The organism is Geobacter sp., from assembly GCF_030834625.1.
GTDB lineage: Bacteria > Desulfobacterota > Desulfuromonadia > Geobacterales > Geobacteraceae > Geobacter.
On the sequence record NZ_JAUQXO010000060.1, the window covers coordinates 1 to 18,230 of the forward strand.

At 58.1% G+C, this 18,230-nt stretch carries 21 protein-coding genes and 1 tRNA gene; 12 read left to right on the plus strand and 10 right to left on the minus strand.

From position 1 onward, the window contains the following. The first annotated feature begins 564 nt into the window (after positions 1–564). The 5 genes from RCH91_RS14165 to galU all read left to right on the plus strand — a co-directional run bounded on the left by RCH91_RS14165 (position 565) and on the right by galU (position 4,345). Complete coding sequence (locus RCH91_RS14165) at positions 565–816, plus strand: zinc ribbon domain-containing protein (RefSeq protein ID WP_306535620.1); 252 nt, start codon at positions 565–567, stop codon at positions 814–816. Positions 817–996: 180 nt separating this feature from the next. Beyond that, on the plus strand, positions 997–1,854 hold the full coding sequence (gene folD, locus RCH91_RS14170; RefSeq protein WP_306535621.1) for a bifunctional methylenetetrahydrofolate dehydrogenase/methenyltetrahydrofolate cyclohydrolase FolD: 858 nt from the start codon (positions 997–999) through the stop codon (positions 1,852–1,854). A gap of 46 nt (positions 1,855–1,900) precedes the next feature. Beyond that, positions 1,901–2,548 carry a methylenetetrahydrofolate reductase C-terminal domain-containing protein gene (locus RCH91_RS14175; protein WP_306535622.1) on the plus strand — a complete coding sequence of 216 codons (648 nt, stop codon included), beginning with the start codon at positions 1,901–1,903 and terminating at the stop codon, positions 2,546–2,548. A 14-nt stretch (positions 2,549–2,562) separates the two neighbouring features. Then, positions 2,563–3,444 (plus strand): methylenetetrahydrofolate reductase, encoded by an 882-nt coding sequence (locus RCH91_RS14180; RefSeq protein WP_306535623.1) that lies wholly within the window; start codon positions 2,563–2,565, stop codon positions 3,442–3,444. Between the two features lie 25 nt (positions 3,445–3,469). Further along, complete coding sequence (gene galU / locus RCH91_RS14185) at positions 3,470–4,345, plus strand: UTP--glucose-1-phosphate uridylyltransferase GalU (RefSeq protein WP_306535624.1); 876 nt, start codon at positions 3,470–3,472, stop codon at positions 4,343–4,345. 6 nt (positions 4,346–4,351) lie between these two features. Here galU and RCH91_RS14190 read toward each other — a convergent pair whose 3' ends face one another. Both RCH91_RS14190 and RCH91_RS14195 read right to left on the minus strand, forming a co-directional pair. Further along, on the minus strand, positions 4,352–5,245 hold the full coding sequence (locus tag RCH91_RS14190; protein WP_306535625.1) for an energy transducer TonB: 894 nt from the start codon (positions 5,243–5,245) through the stop codon (positions 4,352–4,354). A 66-nt stretch (positions 5,246–5,311) separates the two neighbouring features. Continuing rightward, positions 5,312–5,890: a TMEM165/GDT1 family protein gene (locus RCH91_RS14195; RefSeq protein WP_306535626.1), complete on the minus strand. Its 579-nt coding sequence runs from the start codon at positions 5,888–5,890 to the stop codon at positions 5,312–5,314. Positions 5,891–6,296: 406 nt separating this feature from the next. Here RCH91_RS14195 and htpX point away from each other — a divergent pair, with 406 nt between their 5' ends. Next, positions 6,297–7,157 (plus strand): zinc metalloprotease HtpX, encoded by an 861-nt coding sequence (htpX, locus tag RCH91_RS14200; protein WP_306535649.1) that lies wholly within the window; start codon positions 6,297–6,299, stop codon positions 7,155–7,157. 76 nt (positions 7,158–7,233) lie between these two features. After that, on the plus strand, positions 7,234–8,172 hold the full coding sequence (locus RCH91_RS14205) for a TerC family protein (RefSeq protein ID WP_306535627.1): 939 nt from the start codon (positions 7,234–7,236) through the stop codon (positions 8,170–8,172). Between the two features lie 51 nt (positions 8,173–8,223). Here the strand turns inward: RCH91_RS14205 and RCH91_RS14210 are convergent, their stop codons facing one another. Next, positions 8,224–9,297 (minus strand): AI-2E family transporter, encoded by a 1,074-nt coding sequence (locus tag RCH91_RS14210; RefSeq protein ID WP_306535628.1) that lies wholly within the window; start codon positions 9,295–9,297, stop codon positions 8,224–8,226. Further along, a complete protein-coding gene (locus RCH91_RS14215) occupies positions 9,290–10,642 on the minus strand; it encodes a hemolysin family protein (RefSeq protein ID WP_306535629.1) in 1,353 nt (450 codons plus the stop codon). The genes RCH91_RS14210 and RCH91_RS14215 overlap by 8 nt, the downstream gene beginning before the upstream one ends. Before the next feature lie 146 nt (positions 10,643–10,788). On the opposite strand from RCH91_RS14215, the gene RCH91_RS14220 reads away from it, so the two are divergent. Beyond that, positions 10,789–11,226, plus strand: coding sequence for a hypothetical protein (locus RCH91_RS14220; RefSeq protein WP_306535630.1), 438 nt, complete (start codon positions 10,789–10,791; stop codon positions 11,224–11,226). A 6-nt stretch (positions 11,227–11,232) separates the two neighbouring features. Here the strand turns inward: RCH91_RS14220 and RCH91_RS14225 are convergent, their stop codons facing one another. Both RCH91_RS14225 and RCH91_RS14230 read right to left on the minus strand, forming a co-directional pair. Beyond that, positions 11,233–11,952, minus strand: a complete 720-nt coding sequence (locus RCH91_RS14225; RefSeq protein ID WP_306535631.1) for a rhomboid family intramembrane serine protease — start codon at positions 11,950–11,952, stop codon at positions 11,233–11,235. A 22-nt stretch (positions 11,953–11,974) separates the two neighbouring features. Then, a complete protein-coding gene (locus RCH91_RS14230) occupies positions 11,975–12,739 on the minus strand; it encodes a DsbC family protein (RefSeq protein WP_306535632.1) in 765 nt (254 codons plus the stop codon). 275 nt (positions 12,740–13,014) lie between these two features. Here RCH91_RS14230 and RCH91_RS14235 point away from each other — a divergent pair. Both RCH91_RS14235 and RCH91_RS14240 read left to right on the plus strand, forming a co-directional pair. Continuing rightward, positions 13,015–13,112, plus strand: a tRNA-Sec gene (locus RCH91_RS14235). Positions 13,113–13,507: 395 nt separating this feature from the next. Continuing rightward, positions 13,508–13,795, plus strand: a complete 288-nt coding sequence (locus RCH91_RS14240; RefSeq protein ID WP_306535633.1) for a hypothetical protein — start codon at positions 13,508–13,510, stop codon at positions 13,793–13,795. A gap of 84 nt (positions 13,796–13,879) precedes the next feature. Here the strand turns inward: RCH91_RS14240 and RCH91_RS14245 are convergent, their stop codons facing one another. From RCH91_RS14245 to RCH91_RS14260, 4 genes are all read right to left on the minus strand, one after another. Then, positions 13,880–14,728: a hypothetical protein gene (locus tag RCH91_RS14245; protein ID WP_306535634.1), complete on the minus strand. Its 849-nt coding sequence runs from the start codon at positions 14,726–14,728 to the stop codon at positions 13,880–13,882. A 130-nt stretch (positions 14,729–14,858) separates the two neighbouring features. Continuing rightward, positions 14,859–15,059, minus strand: a complete 201-nt coding sequence (locus RCH91_RS14250; protein ID WP_306535635.1) for a cold-shock protein — start codon at positions 15,057–15,059, stop codon at positions 14,859–14,861. A 591-nt stretch (positions 15,060–15,650) separates the two neighbouring features. Next, positions 15,651–15,941: a hypothetical protein gene (locus tag RCH91_RS14255; protein WP_306535636.1), complete on the minus strand. Its 291-nt coding sequence runs from the start codon at positions 15,939–15,941 to the stop codon at positions 15,651–15,653. 103 nt (positions 15,942–16,044) lie between these two features. Then, positions 16,045–16,665 carry a nucleotidyltransferase domain-containing protein gene (locus tag RCH91_RS14260; RefSeq protein ID WP_306535637.1) on the minus strand — a complete coding sequence of 207 codons (621 nt, stop codon included), beginning with the start codon at positions 16,663–16,665 and terminating at the stop codon, positions 16,045–16,047. 138 nt (positions 16,666–16,803) lie between these two features. Here RCH91_RS14260 and RCH91_RS14265 point away from each other — a divergent pair, with 138 nt between their 5' ends. Beyond that, on the plus strand, positions 16,804–17,196 hold the full coding sequence (locus RCH91_RS14265; protein ID WP_306535638.1) for a TraR/DksA family transcriptional regulator: 393 nt from the start codon (positions 16,804–16,806) through the stop codon (positions 17,194–17,196). 16 nt (positions 17,197–17,212) lie between these two features. Next, entirely contained in the window at positions 17,213–18,223 is a 1,011-nt protein-coding gene (gene amrS / locus RCH91_RS14270) for an AmmeMemoRadiSam system radical SAM enzyme (protein ID WP_306535639.1), read from the plus strand. Positions 18,224–18,230 lie beyond the last annotated feature (7 nt).

Consider the following 18,230-nt stretch of genomic DNA (forward strand, 5'->3'; position numbering starts at 1 on the left):
TACATCGAGATATTCTACAACCGCCAACGACGCCACTCGCGCCTTGGCTATCTGGCCCCGGCCGTGTTTGCCCTGAACTTCTGCACAAACACGGCCGCCGCTTGAGTTGGGAGTGTCTACTATTGACAGGACACCTCAGTACAGAACGACATCACCCTCAATATCCAGGTTGATGGGCAAGGCCGCGCATTCGTAGTGTCGGACAACATGCGGACAAGGACGCGGATCAACATCAAGCGCGGGAATTTCTTCGGCGAGGAAACCAGCTACATGCCGAGCCACTGAATAAGGATTTACCCTGTTCGCAATGCCTCTGAGGTCCCCCTCAGGGGCATTTTTTGTGGGCGAGCGGGAAATAAGATATGGGATCGGCAATATTGCCAGGGGACTCCCTGGAAGGATGAAGTTAAACCAAAATTGACAGGGTTAAACAAATTTTGGCGGCGAATTATCTCATTTTCGGAGGGCAAGTTATCTTATCGCGCTACAGTTCATACTCGGGGTTGACAAATTCCGGGGTGAATTACTATAGTGAATCAAACGATTAATGCAGGAGGTTATGTAATGCCACTCTACGAATACCAGTGCACCGCGTGCGACAAGCAGTTCGAACTGCGGCAGAAGTTTTCCGACGAGCCGGCGAAGGAGTGCCCTTCGTGCGGCAGCCCCGTGCAGAAACTCATCTCCCAAGCAGGGTTCGCCCTCAAGGGAGGGGGGTGGTACGCCGAAGGGTACAACAGCGGCGGGAAAAAATCCGAAGCTCCGACCTGCGCCTCGGGCGGCAGCTGTTCCGGCTGTCCATCGGCTGCGGCTTAAACAGGCTTACCATACATTTTAGCCTTAACCATCCCAAAAATCCCCCTGCTCAAGCCGGGGGATTTTTGGTTTTGCCTCCGGTGATAAATCTTTACAACTCCGCGATGCTTCCGTACTATTTCATGATTGTTCACTTCATTAGCGGTGTAGATCCGACCTCGCCAGCAAAGGAGCCGCAGCATGTCGACTATCATTGACGGAAAAGCCATTGCCGCCAAGTTAAGGGCGGAAATCGCCGCCCAGGTCAAGAAGCTCCAGACACAGGGGATCACTCCGGGCCTCGCCACGGTCCTCGTGGGGGAAGACCCGGCCAGCGAGGTCTACGTCCGGATGAAAGGGAACGCCTGCCAAGACGTGGGGATGCACTCGGTCAAGCACACGCTCCCGGCAGAGACGACCGAAGCCGAGCTCCTCACCCTTGTCGACCGGCTCAACAACGACCCGACCATCCACGGCATTCTCGTCCAGCTCCCCCTGCCGAAACAGATCAACACAGACACGGTCCTGGAGGCCATCTCGCCGGCCAAGGACGTTGACGGTTTTCACCCCTACAATGTCGGCCGACTCATGGTCGGCAAGCCCACCTTCCAGCCCTGCACCCCCTACGGCATCATGGTCATGTTGAGGGAGGCTGGCGTGGACCTGGCAGGCAAGGAGGTGGTCGTCGTGGGCCGCTCCAACATCGTCGGCAAGCCGGTGGCACTCATGTGCCTCCAGCAGCATGCCACGGTCACCATCTGCCACTCGAAAACCCGTGATTTGCCCTCGAAGGTCAGGGCGGCCGACGTGGTCATCGCCGCTGTGGGGATTCCGGAGATGATCAAGGGGGAGTGGATCAAAGAAGGAGCGGTGGTCATCGATGTTGGTGTCAACCGCGTAGGCGAGAAAAAACTCGTGGGTGACGTGGAATTCGCAGCGGCCGCCCAGCGGGCATCGGCTATCACCCCAGTACCCGGCGGCGTCGGTCCCATGACCATCACCATGCTCCTCCACAACACGCTGGAAGCGGCACAAAAAACGGTGGCCAGTACCCGGTAAATTCAGCCGCCTTTACTGGTCCCTGGTCCTCAGTCCAGGATTTTCTATGATCGTCAGCAAACAAAAACCGTTCACCGAAATTCTCGCCGCCCTGGGGCCCGTTTCCCGGGTCTTTCTGATTGGCTGCGCCAAATGCGCGACGGTCTGCAAATCCGGGGGAGAGGAACAACTCTGGCAGATGCAGGAGGACCTCACCGCCGCCGGCAAGGAAGTGACCGGCTCCCTGGTGATAGACGAGGCATGCCACATGCTTCGGGTCCAGCGGGATCTGAGGGCCAAAGGGGAAATGGTGAAGAGCGCCGAAGCGCTCCTTGTTCTCGCCTGCGGCGCCGGTGTCCAGTCGGTCTCTGCCGGATCTGACCGACTGACGGTCGCCGGCCTCGACACCCTCTTCCTCGGCAACATCCGCCGGTTTGGCCAGTTCGAGCAGCGTTGCTCTCTCTGCGGCCACTGTCTCCTCAACGAAACGGCCGGTATCTGTCCCGTCACTATCTGCCCCAAAGGGCTCCTGAACGGCCCCTGCGGCGGCATGGACGAGGGGCGGTGCGAGGTGAACGCCGACGCTGAGTGCGCTTGGTACCAGATTTACCTCCGACTCCGGGACCGGGGCGAACAGGCCCCCCTCGCCACCACGAACCCTCCCCGCGACTTTGCCAGAAACATCAGACCCGGAAGCCTGAAACTCGACAAATGAGTACCCCAAACACCATGTCCTCAACCCTCCGCGAAAAGCTCGAATCGAACCATTTTGTCGTCACGGCCGAAGTCTGCCCACCCAAGGGTTGCGACTGCGGCGAATTCATGGAAAAGTCGCGAAGCCTCAAAGGTAGTGTCGATGCCGTCAACGTGACCGACAACCAAGGAGCGAACGTGCGGATCTCCCCCCTTGCTCCAGCTGCCCTCCTGGTCAGGGACGGGATCGAGCCGATCCTCCAGCTCACCTGCCGGGACCGCAACCGTCTGGCCCTTCAGAGCGAACTTCTGGCCGCCGCTGCCCTTGGTGTAACCAACATCCTGTCCCTCACGGGCGACCACATCTCCTTCGGTGACCACGCCGGTTCCAAACCGGTCTTCGACCTGGATTCTGTCCAGCTTCTCCAGACCATAGCCGCCCTGAACTCCGGCAAGGACATCTCCGGCGCCCCCCTGCACGGCACCACTTCGTTCTACGCGGGGGCAGCCGCGGCGCCGGAAGCGGAGCCCTTCGACCTCACCCTCCCCAAACTGGCCAAGAAAGCGGCGGCGGGTGCCCGTTTCTTTCAGACCCAGGCGATTTTTTTGCCCGAGCGCCTTGCCCGGTTCACCGAGGCGGTACGTCCCCTGGGGGTGAAGGTCATTGCCGGCATCATCCTTCTGAAATCGGCCGGGATGGCCCGCTACATCACAAAAAACATCCCCGGCCTCAAGGTCCCACCCGAACTCGTCGCCGAACTGGAAGACACCGAGCGCCCCCTTGAGGCAGGGGTGGCGATCGCCCGACGGCTCGCGGCAGCAGCGCGACCCTTCTGCGATGGTGTCCATATCATGGCCATGGGAAGGGAAGAGCATATTCCGGACATCGTGGCAGGGCTGCGGACCGAAGACCATTAACGACGACAACGCAAGGAGTGCACCGATGCAGGTAAAAAAGGCTGTCTTCCCCGTAGCGGGCCTCGGCACCCGCTTCCTTCCGGCCACCAAGGCCTCGCCCAAGGAAATGCTTCCCCTCATCGACAAACCCCTGGTCCAGTATGTGGTGGAAGAGGCAGTGGCGGCCGGCATCGAGCAGATCCTCTTTGTGACCGGTCGCGGCAAGCGGGCCATTGAGGACCACTTCGACATCTCCTTCGAACTTGAGGCACTCCTCCAGGAAAAGGGGAAGAACGATACGCTTCGTGAAGTGCGGGACATCGCGGAGATGGTGAACATCTTCTACGTCCGCCAAAAGCAGGCCATGGGACTTGGCCACGCCATCCTCTGTGCCAGGGAGTTCGTGGGGAACGAGCCCTTCGCCGTGCTCCTCGGCGACGACATCATCGATGCCGAGAAACCGTGCCTCGGCCAGCTATTGGATGTCTACCGCAAGTACCGGGGGCCGGTTCTCGCCCTTGAAAAGGTGCCGATGGAGAACATCTCCTCCTACGGCTGCGTCAGGGCCAACCGGATCACCGACCGCGTCTTCGAGGTTACCGATCTGGTGGAAAAGCCGAAACGGGAGGAGGCCCCCTCGGACATGGCCATCATCGGCCGCTATGTCCTCACCCCAGAGATATTTCCGATTCTGGAACGGCAGGAACCGGGCAAGGGGGGAGAAATTCAGCTCACCGACGCACTCCTCAAGCTCTCGAAGGACGAGGCGGTTTACGGCTGCCTCTTCGAGGGGAAGCGCCACGACTGCGGCGACAAGCTGGGATTCCTAAAGGCCACCGTCGACATGGCACTCAAGCGGGAAGAATTCAACGCGGAATTTGAGGAATATTTGCGGGAACGGCTGGGCGTCAGGCAGTGTTGACGGCGGTCAACGGAGCGACCTGCTTGCCCCGCGAACGATGCCATACTGGAAGAAGGCGATGAGGTGGAACTCGTCCCGGTTGTACCCCCGGGGAAAGGGACCAACCGGTCCCACGAGCCGTAGGGTTCTCAGCACCTCGTCGTCGAGAATTCTGCTCCCCGAGCTCTGGAGAATTTCATATTTTACGATGGCACCGCTGCTGTTGAAGGTTATTTTCACCGGCGTAACCCCCTCGATGCCGAGCCGCGCCGCCTCCTGGGGATAGCGCCAGACCCCGTAGATGGCATTTTCGAACCGGCGCAGGAACGAACCGAACTGAATATCGTCGGTATCGAGAAATTTCGTATCCCCTTCCGCCACATCATCCCGGTACTTTTTCCGATAACTTTCTTCTATCTTCGCAAGCCGCTGGGCGCTCGGCATGAGCTGGGCCAGATCAGGCGCGTCCACCGGTGCGCGGGGCTTCAGTATCCCTCCGCCGCGGGGAGCCTCCCGAATCGGAATCTCCCCCGTCCTGCCGCTTTCAACCGGCGGCCCCGCCTCTTCGCCTCGATGGGGCTGCGGCACGGCCTGGGATGGCGCAGAAGGCCGCTGCGGCACAGGCCTCGCAACAGGCGGCAGTGCGGCAACCCGGTCCCGCTCCCGGTCTCCCCGCGGCGCCGTCTCCCGTGGCACCCGATGGGGCTGTTCGGCTTGACGACGAGCCTCCCTTCCTGAATCCGCCTGAGTTTTCTCCTGAAGCACGTCCGGAATATCCTCCAGGTCGATCATGACCGGCTCTTGCCGAAGCACCGGCTTTGCCTGGGGAAACAGGATGATCAGGGCGAATAGACCCGCGTGGAGAAGGAGTGAGAGGGCAACGAGGTAGAGAAAGGATTTTTCGACGTATCTATCGGACATCAGGCTCTCTGCTGGGATAGGAATCCGGCATTCATTGTACGGTTGTGATGCCGAAAAAGCAATCGGTCAGCGGCCGGCAAAGGCCTGAAAGAGGACGGCAGCCCCGAAGACAAGAAAGAGGACCCCCGCCGCCTTCTGAATAGTGTACAGCGAAACGAAGCGGATAAGCTGCCGCCCCAGGAAGATGCCGATGAGGGAGACGAGCCAGAGGGCCAGGGTGGATCCGGTGAAAACGGCCAGGGGCGATCGGTACTGGGCCGCCAGGCTCGTGGTGACCAACTGGGTCTTGTCCCCAAGCTCGGCCAGAAGAATCATGACGAATGAGGTTGCAACCGGCCCCCGTGCCGAGGCCGTTTTCTCCTTGCCCTCGTCATCGTCCTCGCCGCCCCGGAGACTGGTGATGCCAAAATAGAGGAAAAGCCCCCCCGATACGAGCTTGACCCAGAACAGCGGAAGGACTGCGAAGAGAATCTTGCCGACAAGAACCGCCCCCAGGTTCAGCAGGGCAAAGGCGGCGGCAATGCCTATGAAGACCTTCTTCCAGGGATACTGGATGGCCAGGGCCATGGCGGTGAGCTGGGTTTTATCCCCCAGCTCGGCGAGAAAAATGATGCCGAAAGTGGTCATCAAAACGGCAGTATCCACAAGTCCTCCAGGGAGATGAAGCAGGGATGTCAAATCAAGGACGCCGGGCGTTGAAACCGCCCGCAAAGGGTGGATGCTATAGGATTTGTCGGCCAAAAGCAAGGATGCGAGCCCCTTTGCGGAAAACCCTTGACACGGCAAACTGGAATCATTACCATTCTTTCAGTTAAAGGGGAGTAGCAATCGGCCACAATAAGGCCGACCCAACGCCCGTCACCACGGTGGAGACACCCGGGCCAGGGGCTTCCGACTTCTGTCGAAGCATGCAAGACCTTTATCCAAGGCTAAGTAACGCCGCGGGTAAAGGTCTTTTTTATTTGCCCCGGCAAAACCCTAAATGCGCCTGCCACTGCCTGTCACGGGAGACAGAGTATGCTGTCAGCGCAACAGGAGGAATCGAACCATGATGAACCGACTCAAGACCACCCTGCTCCTCACCCTCCTCACCCTCCTCATGGTGGCCATGGGGAGCGCCATCGGCGGCAAGTCCGGCATGGTCTTCGCCTTCTTCATGGCCTGCGCCATGAACTTCTTCTCCTACTGGTTCTCGGACAAGATCGTCCTGAAGATGTACGGAGCCAGGGAGATCACCGAGGCGGAGAACCCGGCATTCTACGGCATGGTGCGCCGCCTGGCCACCCAAGGAGGGCTGCCGATGCCGCGGGTCTACGTGATCCCCGACAACAGTCCCAACGCCTTCGCCACGGGGCGCAACCCGAATCACGCTGCAGTGGCAGCCACGGAGGGAATCCTCCGCATCCTCTCCACGGAAGAGCTTGAAGGGGTCATGGCCCACGAACTGGCCCACGTGAAGAACCGCGATATCCTCATCTCCACCATCGCCGCCACCTTCGCGGGCGCCATCTCCATGCTCGGTAACATGCTCCAGTGGGCCGCCATGTCCGGCGGCGGCCGCAGCGACGACGAGGAAGGGGCCGGCGGCATGATCGGCGGGCTCGCCATGGCGATCATCGCCCCCATCGCCGCGATGCTGATCCAGATGGCGGTTTCCCGCTCCCGCGAGTACCTGGCAGACGAGGCGGGGGCGCGCATCTGCGGCAATCCCCTGGCCCTGGCCAATGCCCTCAAGAAGCTTCAGATGGCATCGCAAATGATCCCGATGCAGCAGGCGACCCCCGCCTCGGCCCACCTCTTCATCGTGAACCCCCTCACGGGCGGTTCGCTGCTCAACCTCTTCTCCACCCATCCCCCCATGGAGGAGCGGATCGCACGGCTTGAGCAGATGGCCTACAACCGAACTTTCTGACACCCTCCCCCGCGGGGATGGCCCCTGGGTCGTCCCCGCGGATCCTCCAGCACGACTACTATCCACGGAGAATTTCATGTCACTGCAAACCATGATGTGGCTCGGCTTCGGGGCGATCATCCTCGTGATGTTCGTCATCGATCTGGGACTTTTCAGCCGCAAGAGTCACGAGATAAAATTCCGCGAGGCCCTCGCCTGGACCCTGGTATGGGTCTCCCTGGCGCTGGCCTTCAACGTCTGGATCTATTTCGAGATGGGCTCCACGAAGGCGCTGGAGTTCTTCACCGGCTACCTGATCGAGCAGTCCCTGTCGGTGGACAACCTCTTCGTCTTCATTATGATCTTCTCCTTCTTTCACATCACGAAGGTACACCAGCCCAAGATTCTGAAATGGGGTATCATTGGCGCCCTCATCCTGCGGGCTATCTTCATCATTACCGGCATCGAGTTGATCGAGCGGTTCCACTGGATCATCTATGTCTTCGGCGGGATTCTCGTGGTAACCGGCTTGAAGATGGCCTTTGGGGGGGACGAAAAGATCGATCCGGAGAAAAATTTCCTCATCCGGCTCGTGCGGAAGTTCGTACCGATCACCAAGCGGATCCGTGATGACCGTTTTTTCATCAACAAGGGGGGGATCAGGGCTGCCACGCCGCTTTTCCTGGCCCTGGTCATGATTGAGTCCAGCGACCTGATCTTTGCCGTCGACTCGATCCCGGCAGTCCTGGCGGTGAGCCATGACCCGTTCATCGTCTACACGTCGAACGTCTTCGCGATCATGGGTTTGCGGTCCCTCTACTATCTCCTCTCCAACGTCATGGATATGTTCGTCTATCTCAAGCTGGGAGTTTCCATCATCCTGGTCTACGTGGGAGCGAAGATGCTGCTGGTGGATGTCTACCACATACCCATCATTTTCTCCCTCGGCACCATCGTGGGAGTGCTCATCATCTCTATCCTCACCTCGGTCACCATCGGTAACCGGCGGGCCAAGGCGGCACATCGGGCTCCATAGCGACAAGCAATCCACGGCATCCAGCGCGTAGGGGCAGTCCATGAAGAGCCCCTACGCTTTCCCACCTTCCCCTGCTTCAACCTCCCCCCGATACATCTCGAACAACGCGAGAAAGAGCGCCAGCACGATGGGCCCCACCACGGCGCCCAAGAGGCCGAAGGAGGCGAGGCCGCCGAGGCCACCTATGGCGATGACCAGGACCGGCAGCCTTGCCTTGCCGCTGATGAAAAAAGGCCTGATCACGTTGTCGATGGAACTCACCGCCACGAATCCCCAGATTATAAGTCCGATTCCCCTCACGATCTCACCGTTGGCAAGGAGATAAATTGCGGCGGGAAGCCAGATAAGCCCCGTCCCCACCACCGGAATGAGGGCGCAGACCGCCATGATGGCCCCGAAAAGAAGGGGCGACGGCAGCCCTGCCACCCAGAACCCGATCCCCCCCAGGGCACCCTGCACGAGACAGGTGAGGAATACGCCGTACATGACCGCCTTCAAAACGCGGCGGATCGTATCGGTGAGGATATCCTTGTTGGCTGCGGTGAGGGGGACGATGGCAAGAACATGCCGCTGGATGCGCTCTCCGTCACGGTAGATGAAAAAGAGGGTGATCACCATCAGGATCAGCTTGATGGTGAAAACGAAGACGTTTTTGACAATCTCCTTGGAATAGCCGAGCACCTTTGCCGCCACTTCCTTCATCTCGGGAAGAAGCCTCGTGTCGATCTCGAAACTCAGGGGCCCGGTGTAGTCCTCGATCCGAGCGATCCACGGCTTGACAACGGGATGATTCTGGACGCTCTCTACGATGGACTTGCCGCCGTCGGCGGCGATTTTTTCGAGAAATCCATAAGCCATGGCCGCTTCCTGGACGAGAAAGAAGGTGAGCCCCACAAACGGGACCACGAGGGTGAGAACCACGGCAGGGGTCATGAGACCGGCAGCAACCGTGTCCCTCTCCCCGAGTCGTGCCCGCAGCCGCCGGTAGAGTGGGAAGGTGAGAACGCCGATCACCCCGGCCCAGCCGAGGGAGGTCAGAAACGGCGCCACAATGGCATAGACCACGTAAAACATGATCGCGCAGAAGAAAAATGCCACCAGCGCGTAGAAGTGTCCCCTATCCATCCTTATCCTCAGCAGCCCCGCCTTGTTCATGGGCTGAATCCGGCGGCACCGTTTCCACGATCCGCACCTTGACGACAGCGGTCTTTTTCACCTCTTCGCATATGAGAGTGAATCGGTCCCACTCCACGCGCTCCCCCTTCTCCGGGAAACGGCCGAGCCGGTCGAGAATGAGCCCCGCCAGGGTGTCATAGGGGATATCAGCCTCAAGCTTTACTTCCAGATGCTCCGCAAGATCACTGATGGAGACGAGGGCGTCCACCAGGAGGCTCCCGTCCGAAAGCCGCTGGATGCTCCCCGGCTCGCCGATGTCGTGTTCGTCCTCGATCTCCCCCACGAGCTCCTCCAGGAGATCCTCGGTGGTGGCCAGGCCGCTGATTCCGCCGTATTCGTCCACCACCAGAGCCATGTGGATACGCTTGCGCTGCATCTCCTTCAACAGATCGTTAACCTTCTTCCCCTCGGGAACGTAATACGGAGGGCGGATGATCGACTCGATGTCAAAGCCGGGGTCGGTCACGATCCCCCCCAGCAGATCCTTGCCGTGGATGAAACCGGCGACGTTCTCGATACTCTCCCGGTAAACCGGGTAGCGGGAGTACTTGTTGTCGAGCACCGTCGTGACCAAATCTTCGCGCGCAAGTCCCAAGTCAAGGGCAACGATGCGGGTGCGCGGCACCATAACCTCCCGGACGCAGGTATGGGTAAAGTCGAAAATATTGCGGATGAACTCCTGCTCGGTGGAGCTGAAAACGCCCGCCTCGTGGCCTTCCGCCACGATATGCTGGACATCCTCGCGGGTTATAAACGCCTGGTTTCCCTCAGCCTTGATCCCCAGGATGGCAAGGACCGCCCGGTTGGAAAAGGTGAGGAAGCTGATTATCACCCCCGCCGCCCGCGCCATGAAGTAGATCGGCTTGGCCACGCGAAGAGCCATCCGGTCCGCATACTGAAGGCCGACGGTCTTGGGGACCAGCTCGCCAAAAATGAGCGAGAAGTAGGAGATGAGCACAACCACGATACCGATGGAGATCGGTTCCGCGGCATGCCGGAGGAATTCGACGGGGCTCGCCGCGAGCAAGGGCTTGAGGTAACGAACCGCTGTCGCGCCGCCAACGGCAGAGGCGAGGGAGCCCACCAGCGTCACCCCAACCTGGACCGTGGCAAGAAATCGGTGCGGGTCGTCCTGGAGCCGTTCGACGATCTTCGCCTTCTGGTCGCCAGCGGCGACCAGTTGCGCAATCCTGCTCTTGCGGGCAGAGATTATGGCAAGCTCGGAACCGGCAAAAAAGCCGTTGCCGAGGATAAGGAGGAATATGACGGCCAACTCGCCTAAAACTGACTCCAAACAGTACCTCCGCGGGACAAGCGCGCAACACGGGATCTGCGCACAATTAAATAGTTGAATAATAGCATAGTTTTGGCATAGTGAAACCGTGACCTGCCAGTCCGCCCAGGGCTGACACAAAACAGCCGCAGGATACGGGACCCCCCATGGGATTCAGAGGCATTACGTTGACGATACTGTTCGCCCTCATGACCGGATGCGCCGCCGCTGAACGGTCCACTATCCCCGACCGCACCTACCACAACAGCTACTCCTTCTACGACCTTATGATCTCCTGGGAGACGACCAGCGACAATGGGGGCGTTACCATCAGCGGAACCATGAAAAACCAGAGCTACTACTACCTCAGCGACCCGGAGCTTACGGCGGCTCTCCTCAATGTCGACGGGAAAATCTTTGCAGAAGGAACGTTTTTCTTCTTCCCGCACCAGCTCGCCCTGGATGAAATCGCGCCCTTCACCATCCGGATTCCCGTGAAGGAAGGGCAACTCCCGTACAGGATCAGATTTACCTACCGCTATCGCCTCGCCGAGGAGGGATGGTTCGGCTCCCCGCGCTTCCATAGTTTCGAGACGAAGCCGTAATCGCACCTACAGGCGTCGGTATCCGCCACTGCGACCCATCCCCGCGAGCCACATGAAAACCACCCCGGCCACAAACCCGCCAATGTGGGCAAAATAGGCAACCCCGCCCCGTAACTCACCTCCCCCGAGCCAGTTGGCATTGAGAAACTGGAGAAGCACCCAGTAGCCGATGATGATAAACGCCGGCACCTCGATGAACGTGAAGAAGAAAATGATCGGCACAAGGGTCAGAATCCGCGCATGGGGAAAGAGGAGGAGGTAGGCCCCCATGACCCCCGCAACGGCGCCGCTCGCACCCACCATCGGGATTTCGGACCCGGGCGAGCTCAAGACCTGGGCAAGCGCAGCCACAAGCCCACACGTGAAATAGAAGACGATGAACCGCATGCGCCCCAGGACATCCTCCACATTATTGCCGAAGATCCAGAGGTAGAGCATGTTGGAAGCAATGTGGAGCCAGTTGCCGTGGAGGAACATGGAGCTGAAGACCGTGGGCAAGGCGAGGAACGGGTGGGACGTGAGGACCGCCGGGACAAGGGCAAAGTCGGCGGAGAGTCCGCCGACAAACTGCCTCGTCCTGACCAGCCCCCGTGCGGTTTCAATGAGCAGAGGCTCGTAGTGACCAGAAATGCGGTCAAGGATGAAAACCAGGACATTCAGAACGATAAAAGCGACGCTCACCAAGGGAAAGCGTCGCGTCGGATTATAGTCCTTTAACGGGATCACAGCCGGTCAACCTGCTCCATGGTTACTTCCCCTGCTCTTCGTCCTCGCAGACCTGAGGCGTGCCGGGAGCCGCCCCGGGCCGTGTCTTGCATTTGCCGATCACCTTTTCGATGAGCGGAATATTCGCGCCGTTCACGAAGGTTCCGTCAACCCAGAAGGCAGGGGTCGACTGGATGCCGAGCTTGGCGACCACGGCCTTGTGGGCGTTGAGGAGTCCCTTGTCATCATAGGGCTTGTTCAGCTTCTCGCGGTTATTGTCGAGTTCCCCCGAATAAACCTCCCAGAGGGCTTGCTCCTTATTTTCGGCCGACAAGATATAGCGGACCTTCTTCTCGGCGTCCTTATGCATCGCGAGGGGAAGGAAGAAAACATAGCGCGTCACATCGGGACGGCTTCCCCAGTACTCATGCATCTTGCGACAGAAGGGGCAGTCGGGGTCAGTTATCTCGATGACCACATGCTTCCCGTTCCCCACCTTCACCGCCTTCTCCTTGTCGGCGTCAGTGACGAGCTTGTAGCGCTCTGCGGTGAGGCGGCTGCGTGCCTCAGCCGTCAGGTTCTTCCCCTCCCGGGTAAAGAGGTCGCCAACGAACACATGCCCCGTCTTCAGGTTAACGTAGAGCACGTTACCGTCAGCCACCACCTCGTAGAAGCCGTCGATATCGGTCTTCTTCACCCCCGACGCGGGAAGCTTCGGGAAAAGCCGTTTGATCGCCGCCTCGGGACTTTCCTCCTTCGCAGACCCTTTCGGCGCGGCAAAAGCCGCCTGCGCAACGAGAAAAGCCATAAGAGAAAGTGTTCCTATCCTTCGTACCTGTTTAAGTCGCATAGATCCTCCATAGAATACTTATGGGCTGATGCAATCGGGTTTAACGGCTCAACATCCACACACATCTGGCAAATTGATACCATTTAATACCTCTTACATCAAGGTACATCTGCGTCAAACGCTGCTGAATCGCTCAGGAAGGGAGCATGACGTCTTGCAGCAGGAAGATGGGGGTTGTGTTGTGAGGTGAAATATCCTATTTTGAATCAGCGTCTTGGAACAGGAGTAAATCTGGAAGCACGTCGGTCGCTGGTGGGCCGCCCGGTCTTCAAAACCGGTGGGGGGGATGAGAAATCTCCTCGGTGGGTTCGATTCCCATGTGCTTCCGCCATTTAATGTTTGCCACCATCCAAAGCAATACAAAAAGCTCCGAAAATTCGGGGCTTTTTCTTTTTCAGTTGTCCAGTAGTATCCATATGGGTATATCCCAGTGCCGGGGCTGGCTCAGGTAGATGATGAAGAAGCTGGTGATGCCAAGGCAACATGAGTGTCCTGTCTACGGTTGACAGGCCACTTCACTTCCCTCTGCACAGGCAATCGTATGCACCTCCGGGGTTGCGATGGAAATCAGCTGAACAATTGATACAATTTCCGAGGGATTTGCGGCGGAAGCATTACCTTCGTACTGGTGCGGGAGTGCTCCCGCCGGCAGAGTGCCTGAGCAAGCCTGTACAAGTACCAAATGTCGCGGCCGATCACTGCGGACACAGAACGGAGGTTACTATCATGGACAAGCGAACAGAGTACGTCGAAAAACTCTCTTCACAGTTGGTCGAATGGGATAACCAGATTGATGTGCTCAAGGACAAGGCAGAAAGTGCCACACCCGAGACGAAGTTTGATTTTCATAATGCAATCGCAACCTTGCAACTCAAGCGGGATGAGGCCGCGGCAAAACTGCAAGGCATATCTACCGCCAGCGATGATGAGTGGGAAGAACTCAAGACAGGAACGGAACAAGTCTGGGGCGAGATCAGGAGTATCTTACACGAAGCTATCATGAAGATTAAATGAGCACGTCATCTGAATGCATCTGTCATGCGAAACTCACGATATTTGGACTTACCTCGAAAATCTGCCGTTGGGGGAGTGCTTAGATCAGGACGCCAGGGCGACAACATCGGCAGCCAGAACGACCCTGTCGTTTTCCACGGCAATGGCGTGAGTGCTGTTCTCGATCTGTTTGAAGAGGTGCAGGAATTTGGCTACTTCACCCGGTTGGCTGGTCTTATGGCCGTAATATTTGCCTGACTGAGCATAAACGTTGATCACCACACGATCATCAAAGATGGCAAAGTCAAAGGAACTGCTGGTATCACGACCATCGCTGGCCGTCGGCAATTCGTCACGATAGGCAATCCTCACGTCGATATTGTCCCGGTATTGGGCGAGGAGAACCTTTTGGGACTCAGGGTCTGACAGATCCTCACGGCCGATGACGAAGATGCGGGTGACCCGGACACCGCGGTCAAGAGCGCGCAGGTTGGACTGGTGAAAATTGATGAGCGCCCCCCGTGTCCCCCTTCCCGCCGTGAGAGGGTCGACTGCTTTTATCTGGCGCAGTGATTGGTCGGAAACCCTCGCCGCTTCCAGATAGAATTCCGTCTCATCCAGCGGGATGTAGCCCTGTTGCAACAGCGTGATGGTTCTCTTGGTGCCATCTATGAGTTCCTGGGCCTTGACCTGGCATTCCGGATCATGGATCTGGGCCAGGGCAAAGGGGATTTCATGGACATGGTGGTACTGCTCAAGCAGACTTGCCCGGGCCTTTTCTATATCCTCACGCACCAGAAAGGTGACGAGCGACAGGAGAATCCCGATCCCGAAAATGACATAGGCGGCCTGCTCGTTATGGAGAACCATATGAAAAAAGATCGCGAGCCCCGAACCCACGAGAAATTCGATAAAAACCGCCATATCCTGTAATTTCTTGTTGATGGCCATCATTGATTGTCCTCCTTTGATGCTTCTGCCTTCCCGCAAAACACCTTCACGCACTGCATGGCAGCACTTGTTGTGGAAATAAAAAGCCCCGGATTTCTCCGGGGCTTTTTTTGTGCCGACTAGAGTCCTGTGATTAGACTCTGGTTACGTTTGCAGCCTGAAGCCCTTTCGGGCCCTTGGCTACGTCAAACGTTACCCTGTCGCCTTCAACAAGGGATTTAAATCCGTCGCCACTGATGGCGGAGAAATGACAGAATACATCTTCGCCGTTTTCCTGCTCGAGAAAACCAAAACCTTTGCTGTCGTTGAACCATTTTACTGTTCCGTTTACCATGTGCGTACTTTCTCCTAAACCTTCTTGTCTGTTTTATCCAGGATTATCCCTGAACTTTAATGACCGTAACAGCTCCACAAGAACAAAGTCAAGCTATAAAAGCTGGAACAACTATTTAAAATACTTAAACTCTAAGCATGTACTGTTTTAGCGTCACATTTTACCCGTAACATGATCCAAATTAATTCCCTGCAAATACATAATTATATTTCAAATTAGCATATTTAATTTTAATTTGTATATGCATCTAAAATGTCTGCAAACATTGTGTCGATGCTATGCCTAATATCTGTCACTATTGGTAATGATTGAATCCATAAATTATCAATAAAACCATTACAAATAACAGAATTTATGGCCAACAAACCCTGTTGAACTGCACCTGTCATACCAGTTAACTGGGGAGATCTTCAGCGACTGCATGGAGATTCTCACCACCGGCACGGGGACATTCACCAGGATGGGGCGTGTGATGGCCCTACCGAAGGAACTGGAGCACTGAACGCCCCGCCGGCTCAAACCCAGCGGGGCGTTTTTCGCTTCAGGAATGGGACCTTGTCTGCTCAGGCTCCGGAGGCACACGAGGGGTTTTCATGTTCTCGGCTCGGTCCTGGTGATCATGCTGAGGTGTCCCAGGCCCAGCAACTCCTTCGCCTCGCCCATGGCTGAGACATAGCCGTCCTTGCCGTTACGGTACATCTCATTGGGTTCGCCATCTTCCTGCCACGGCCATCCTGTTCGCACCAGCATGAGCAGAACCATTTCAAGTTCGTTCTGCCTCTTTCGGAGCTCACTGATCTCCGCAATCGCTTCTGACGTAAGCGCCGGGTCCCATGCTCCGCTCTCCAGGCACGCTTTCAATCGCTCAACTACAGTGGACATGACAGCTCCTTTCATAATCTATGATCACCTCACCCTCGTCGCGGTGCGCAGGGCAGGTGTCGCAGATAAACTGCTTCAATGTACTTTTTCTAGTCTCGCCCGTTCACTCAGGGGGTTGCCCCTCATCGGCGATGAGTTTTCTCAGCTTCTTGGCGGTTGCCCGCTCCATGGGTCTTCCGGTGATGCTGCTCTTGGGGATCCGGTGGATGTCCTCAAGGGGATAAACGGTGCATTCGACAACCACCCCCTCGTCCTCCAGGTAGATATGGGGATACTCGAAGAATTCCCCGCCATGGCGAATGGTGACGACCTCCTGTTCGTACGCTATCCCCTCCCCGCGGAGAAAATCCTCCACCTCCTCGTGGGAATCGGCAAAGAGGTGGAGGTCGATGTCGCTGCGTTCCGTTACCGCGCCGGTGAGAACCGAACCGACCAGGTACGGTCGAAACGGCTCCAGGATCTCCATCAATCTGAGGGCCGCAAGTCGCAGGCGCAGTAGCCGTTCCGGCAGCACACCCTCTTCGTGGAGGCCGATGAGCCGCTGCAGCTCCCCGTGGATCTCGGCATTTGACGGGAGATGGGAGCCGAGGGAAAGGGCTTTCTCCGGGCCGAACTGCCGGGCAGCCTTTCGCTTGGCGTCGCGGTATTCACGGACCCCCTCCTCGTACATGAGCCGCGCCGCTTCCTGGGCGATGCCGTGCCGTATCCTGTCATCCCTTCGCATGGATTGGTCCCGCTGCACCTTCCGGCTTCAAGGCGAGCTTCATGGGTTGACCGCCAGATAAGTGGTATACTTCATTCTATCTGTTGACCGTAAGTATACCCGAAAAGGCTCCATCACGGGAGATTCGGAGGAAGACACATGACACGGATGTCCAAAGAGCGCCAGGAACGGCTTATAGAACTGCTGCTGGCCGAGAAGAGGCGGCTGTGGGGTGAGGTGCGGCGGGAGTTGTTCGACAACGTGGGAGGAGAATTGCAGAGCCAGTATGAATTTCCCCAGGATGTGGGGGAGCAGGGGCTCATCGATGTGCTGGAGGACACCGGCATGGCCGTGGCCGACATCCGCCGACAGGAGTTGACCCGGATGGACGAGGCCCTGGGCCGGCTGAAGGAGGGGCGCTACGGCTTATGCGTGGAGTGCGGCGCTGAGATCACCGAAGAGCGGCTCAGGGTGGCTCCCTACGCCCCCTGCTGCGTCAGTTGCCAGACTCGCCGGGAAGGTCCTGCCTCAGGGCCGGGCGTGACGCTCTGAGCGTCGGGGGGATGCCATGAAAGAAGCAATGTTCTATGAACGGGAGAGCGATAGCCGAGTCCGCTGCGGCCTCTGCCGGCACCGGTGCCTGATCGGCGACGGTGCCCGGGGCATCTGCGCGGTTCGGGAAAACCGGGGAGGAACCCTTTATTCGCTCGTCTACGGCAAGCTGGTTGCCGAGAACGTAGACCCCATCGAGAAGAAGCCCCTCTTCCACGTGCTGCCGGGGACTAAATCCTTTTCCATCGCCACGGTGGGGTGCAACTTCCATTGCCACCACTGCCAGAACTACACCATCTCCCAAGTGGCCCGCAATGCCCCCGTCACTGGGGTACCACAGTCACCGGAAGAGATTGTAGAAAAGGCGCTGGCCACGGGGTGCCGCTCCATCGCCTACACCTATACCGAGCCGACCATCTTTTTCGAGTTCGCCTACGACACCGCCCGCCTCGCCCGTCAGGCGGGGCTTCTGAACGTGTTCGTCACCAATGGTTACATCACCAAGGAGGCGCTGACTGCGGTCGCACCGTACCTGGACGCGGCCAATATCGACCTGAAGGGGTTCACGGACGCCTTCTACCGCGACTACGTCAACGCCCGCCTGAGCGAGGTCCTCGATTCCATCATCGAATACCGGAAACAGGGGATCTGGATCGAGCTCACCACCCTCATCATCCCGGGGCTCAACGACGCCGACGGGGAGCTGAAGGGGATCGCCTCCTTCATCGCCGACAACCTGGGAGCAGACACCCCCTGGCACGTGACCCAGTTCTACCCTACCTACAAGCTGACCGACCGCCCCCGGACGCCGGTGGAGACACTGCGGCGGGCCCGCGACATCGGCAAGGCGGCGGGGCTGCGCTATGTCTACGAGGGGAATGTTCCCGGCGAAGGGGGAGAGAATACCTGGTGCCCATCCTGCGCGACGCTTCTGATCGAGCGTTACGGCTACCTGATCGAGAAGAACCGGATAGAGGATGGGGCGTGCCCCGACTGCGGCACCGCGATCGTCGGCATCGGCATGTAATCCCGTT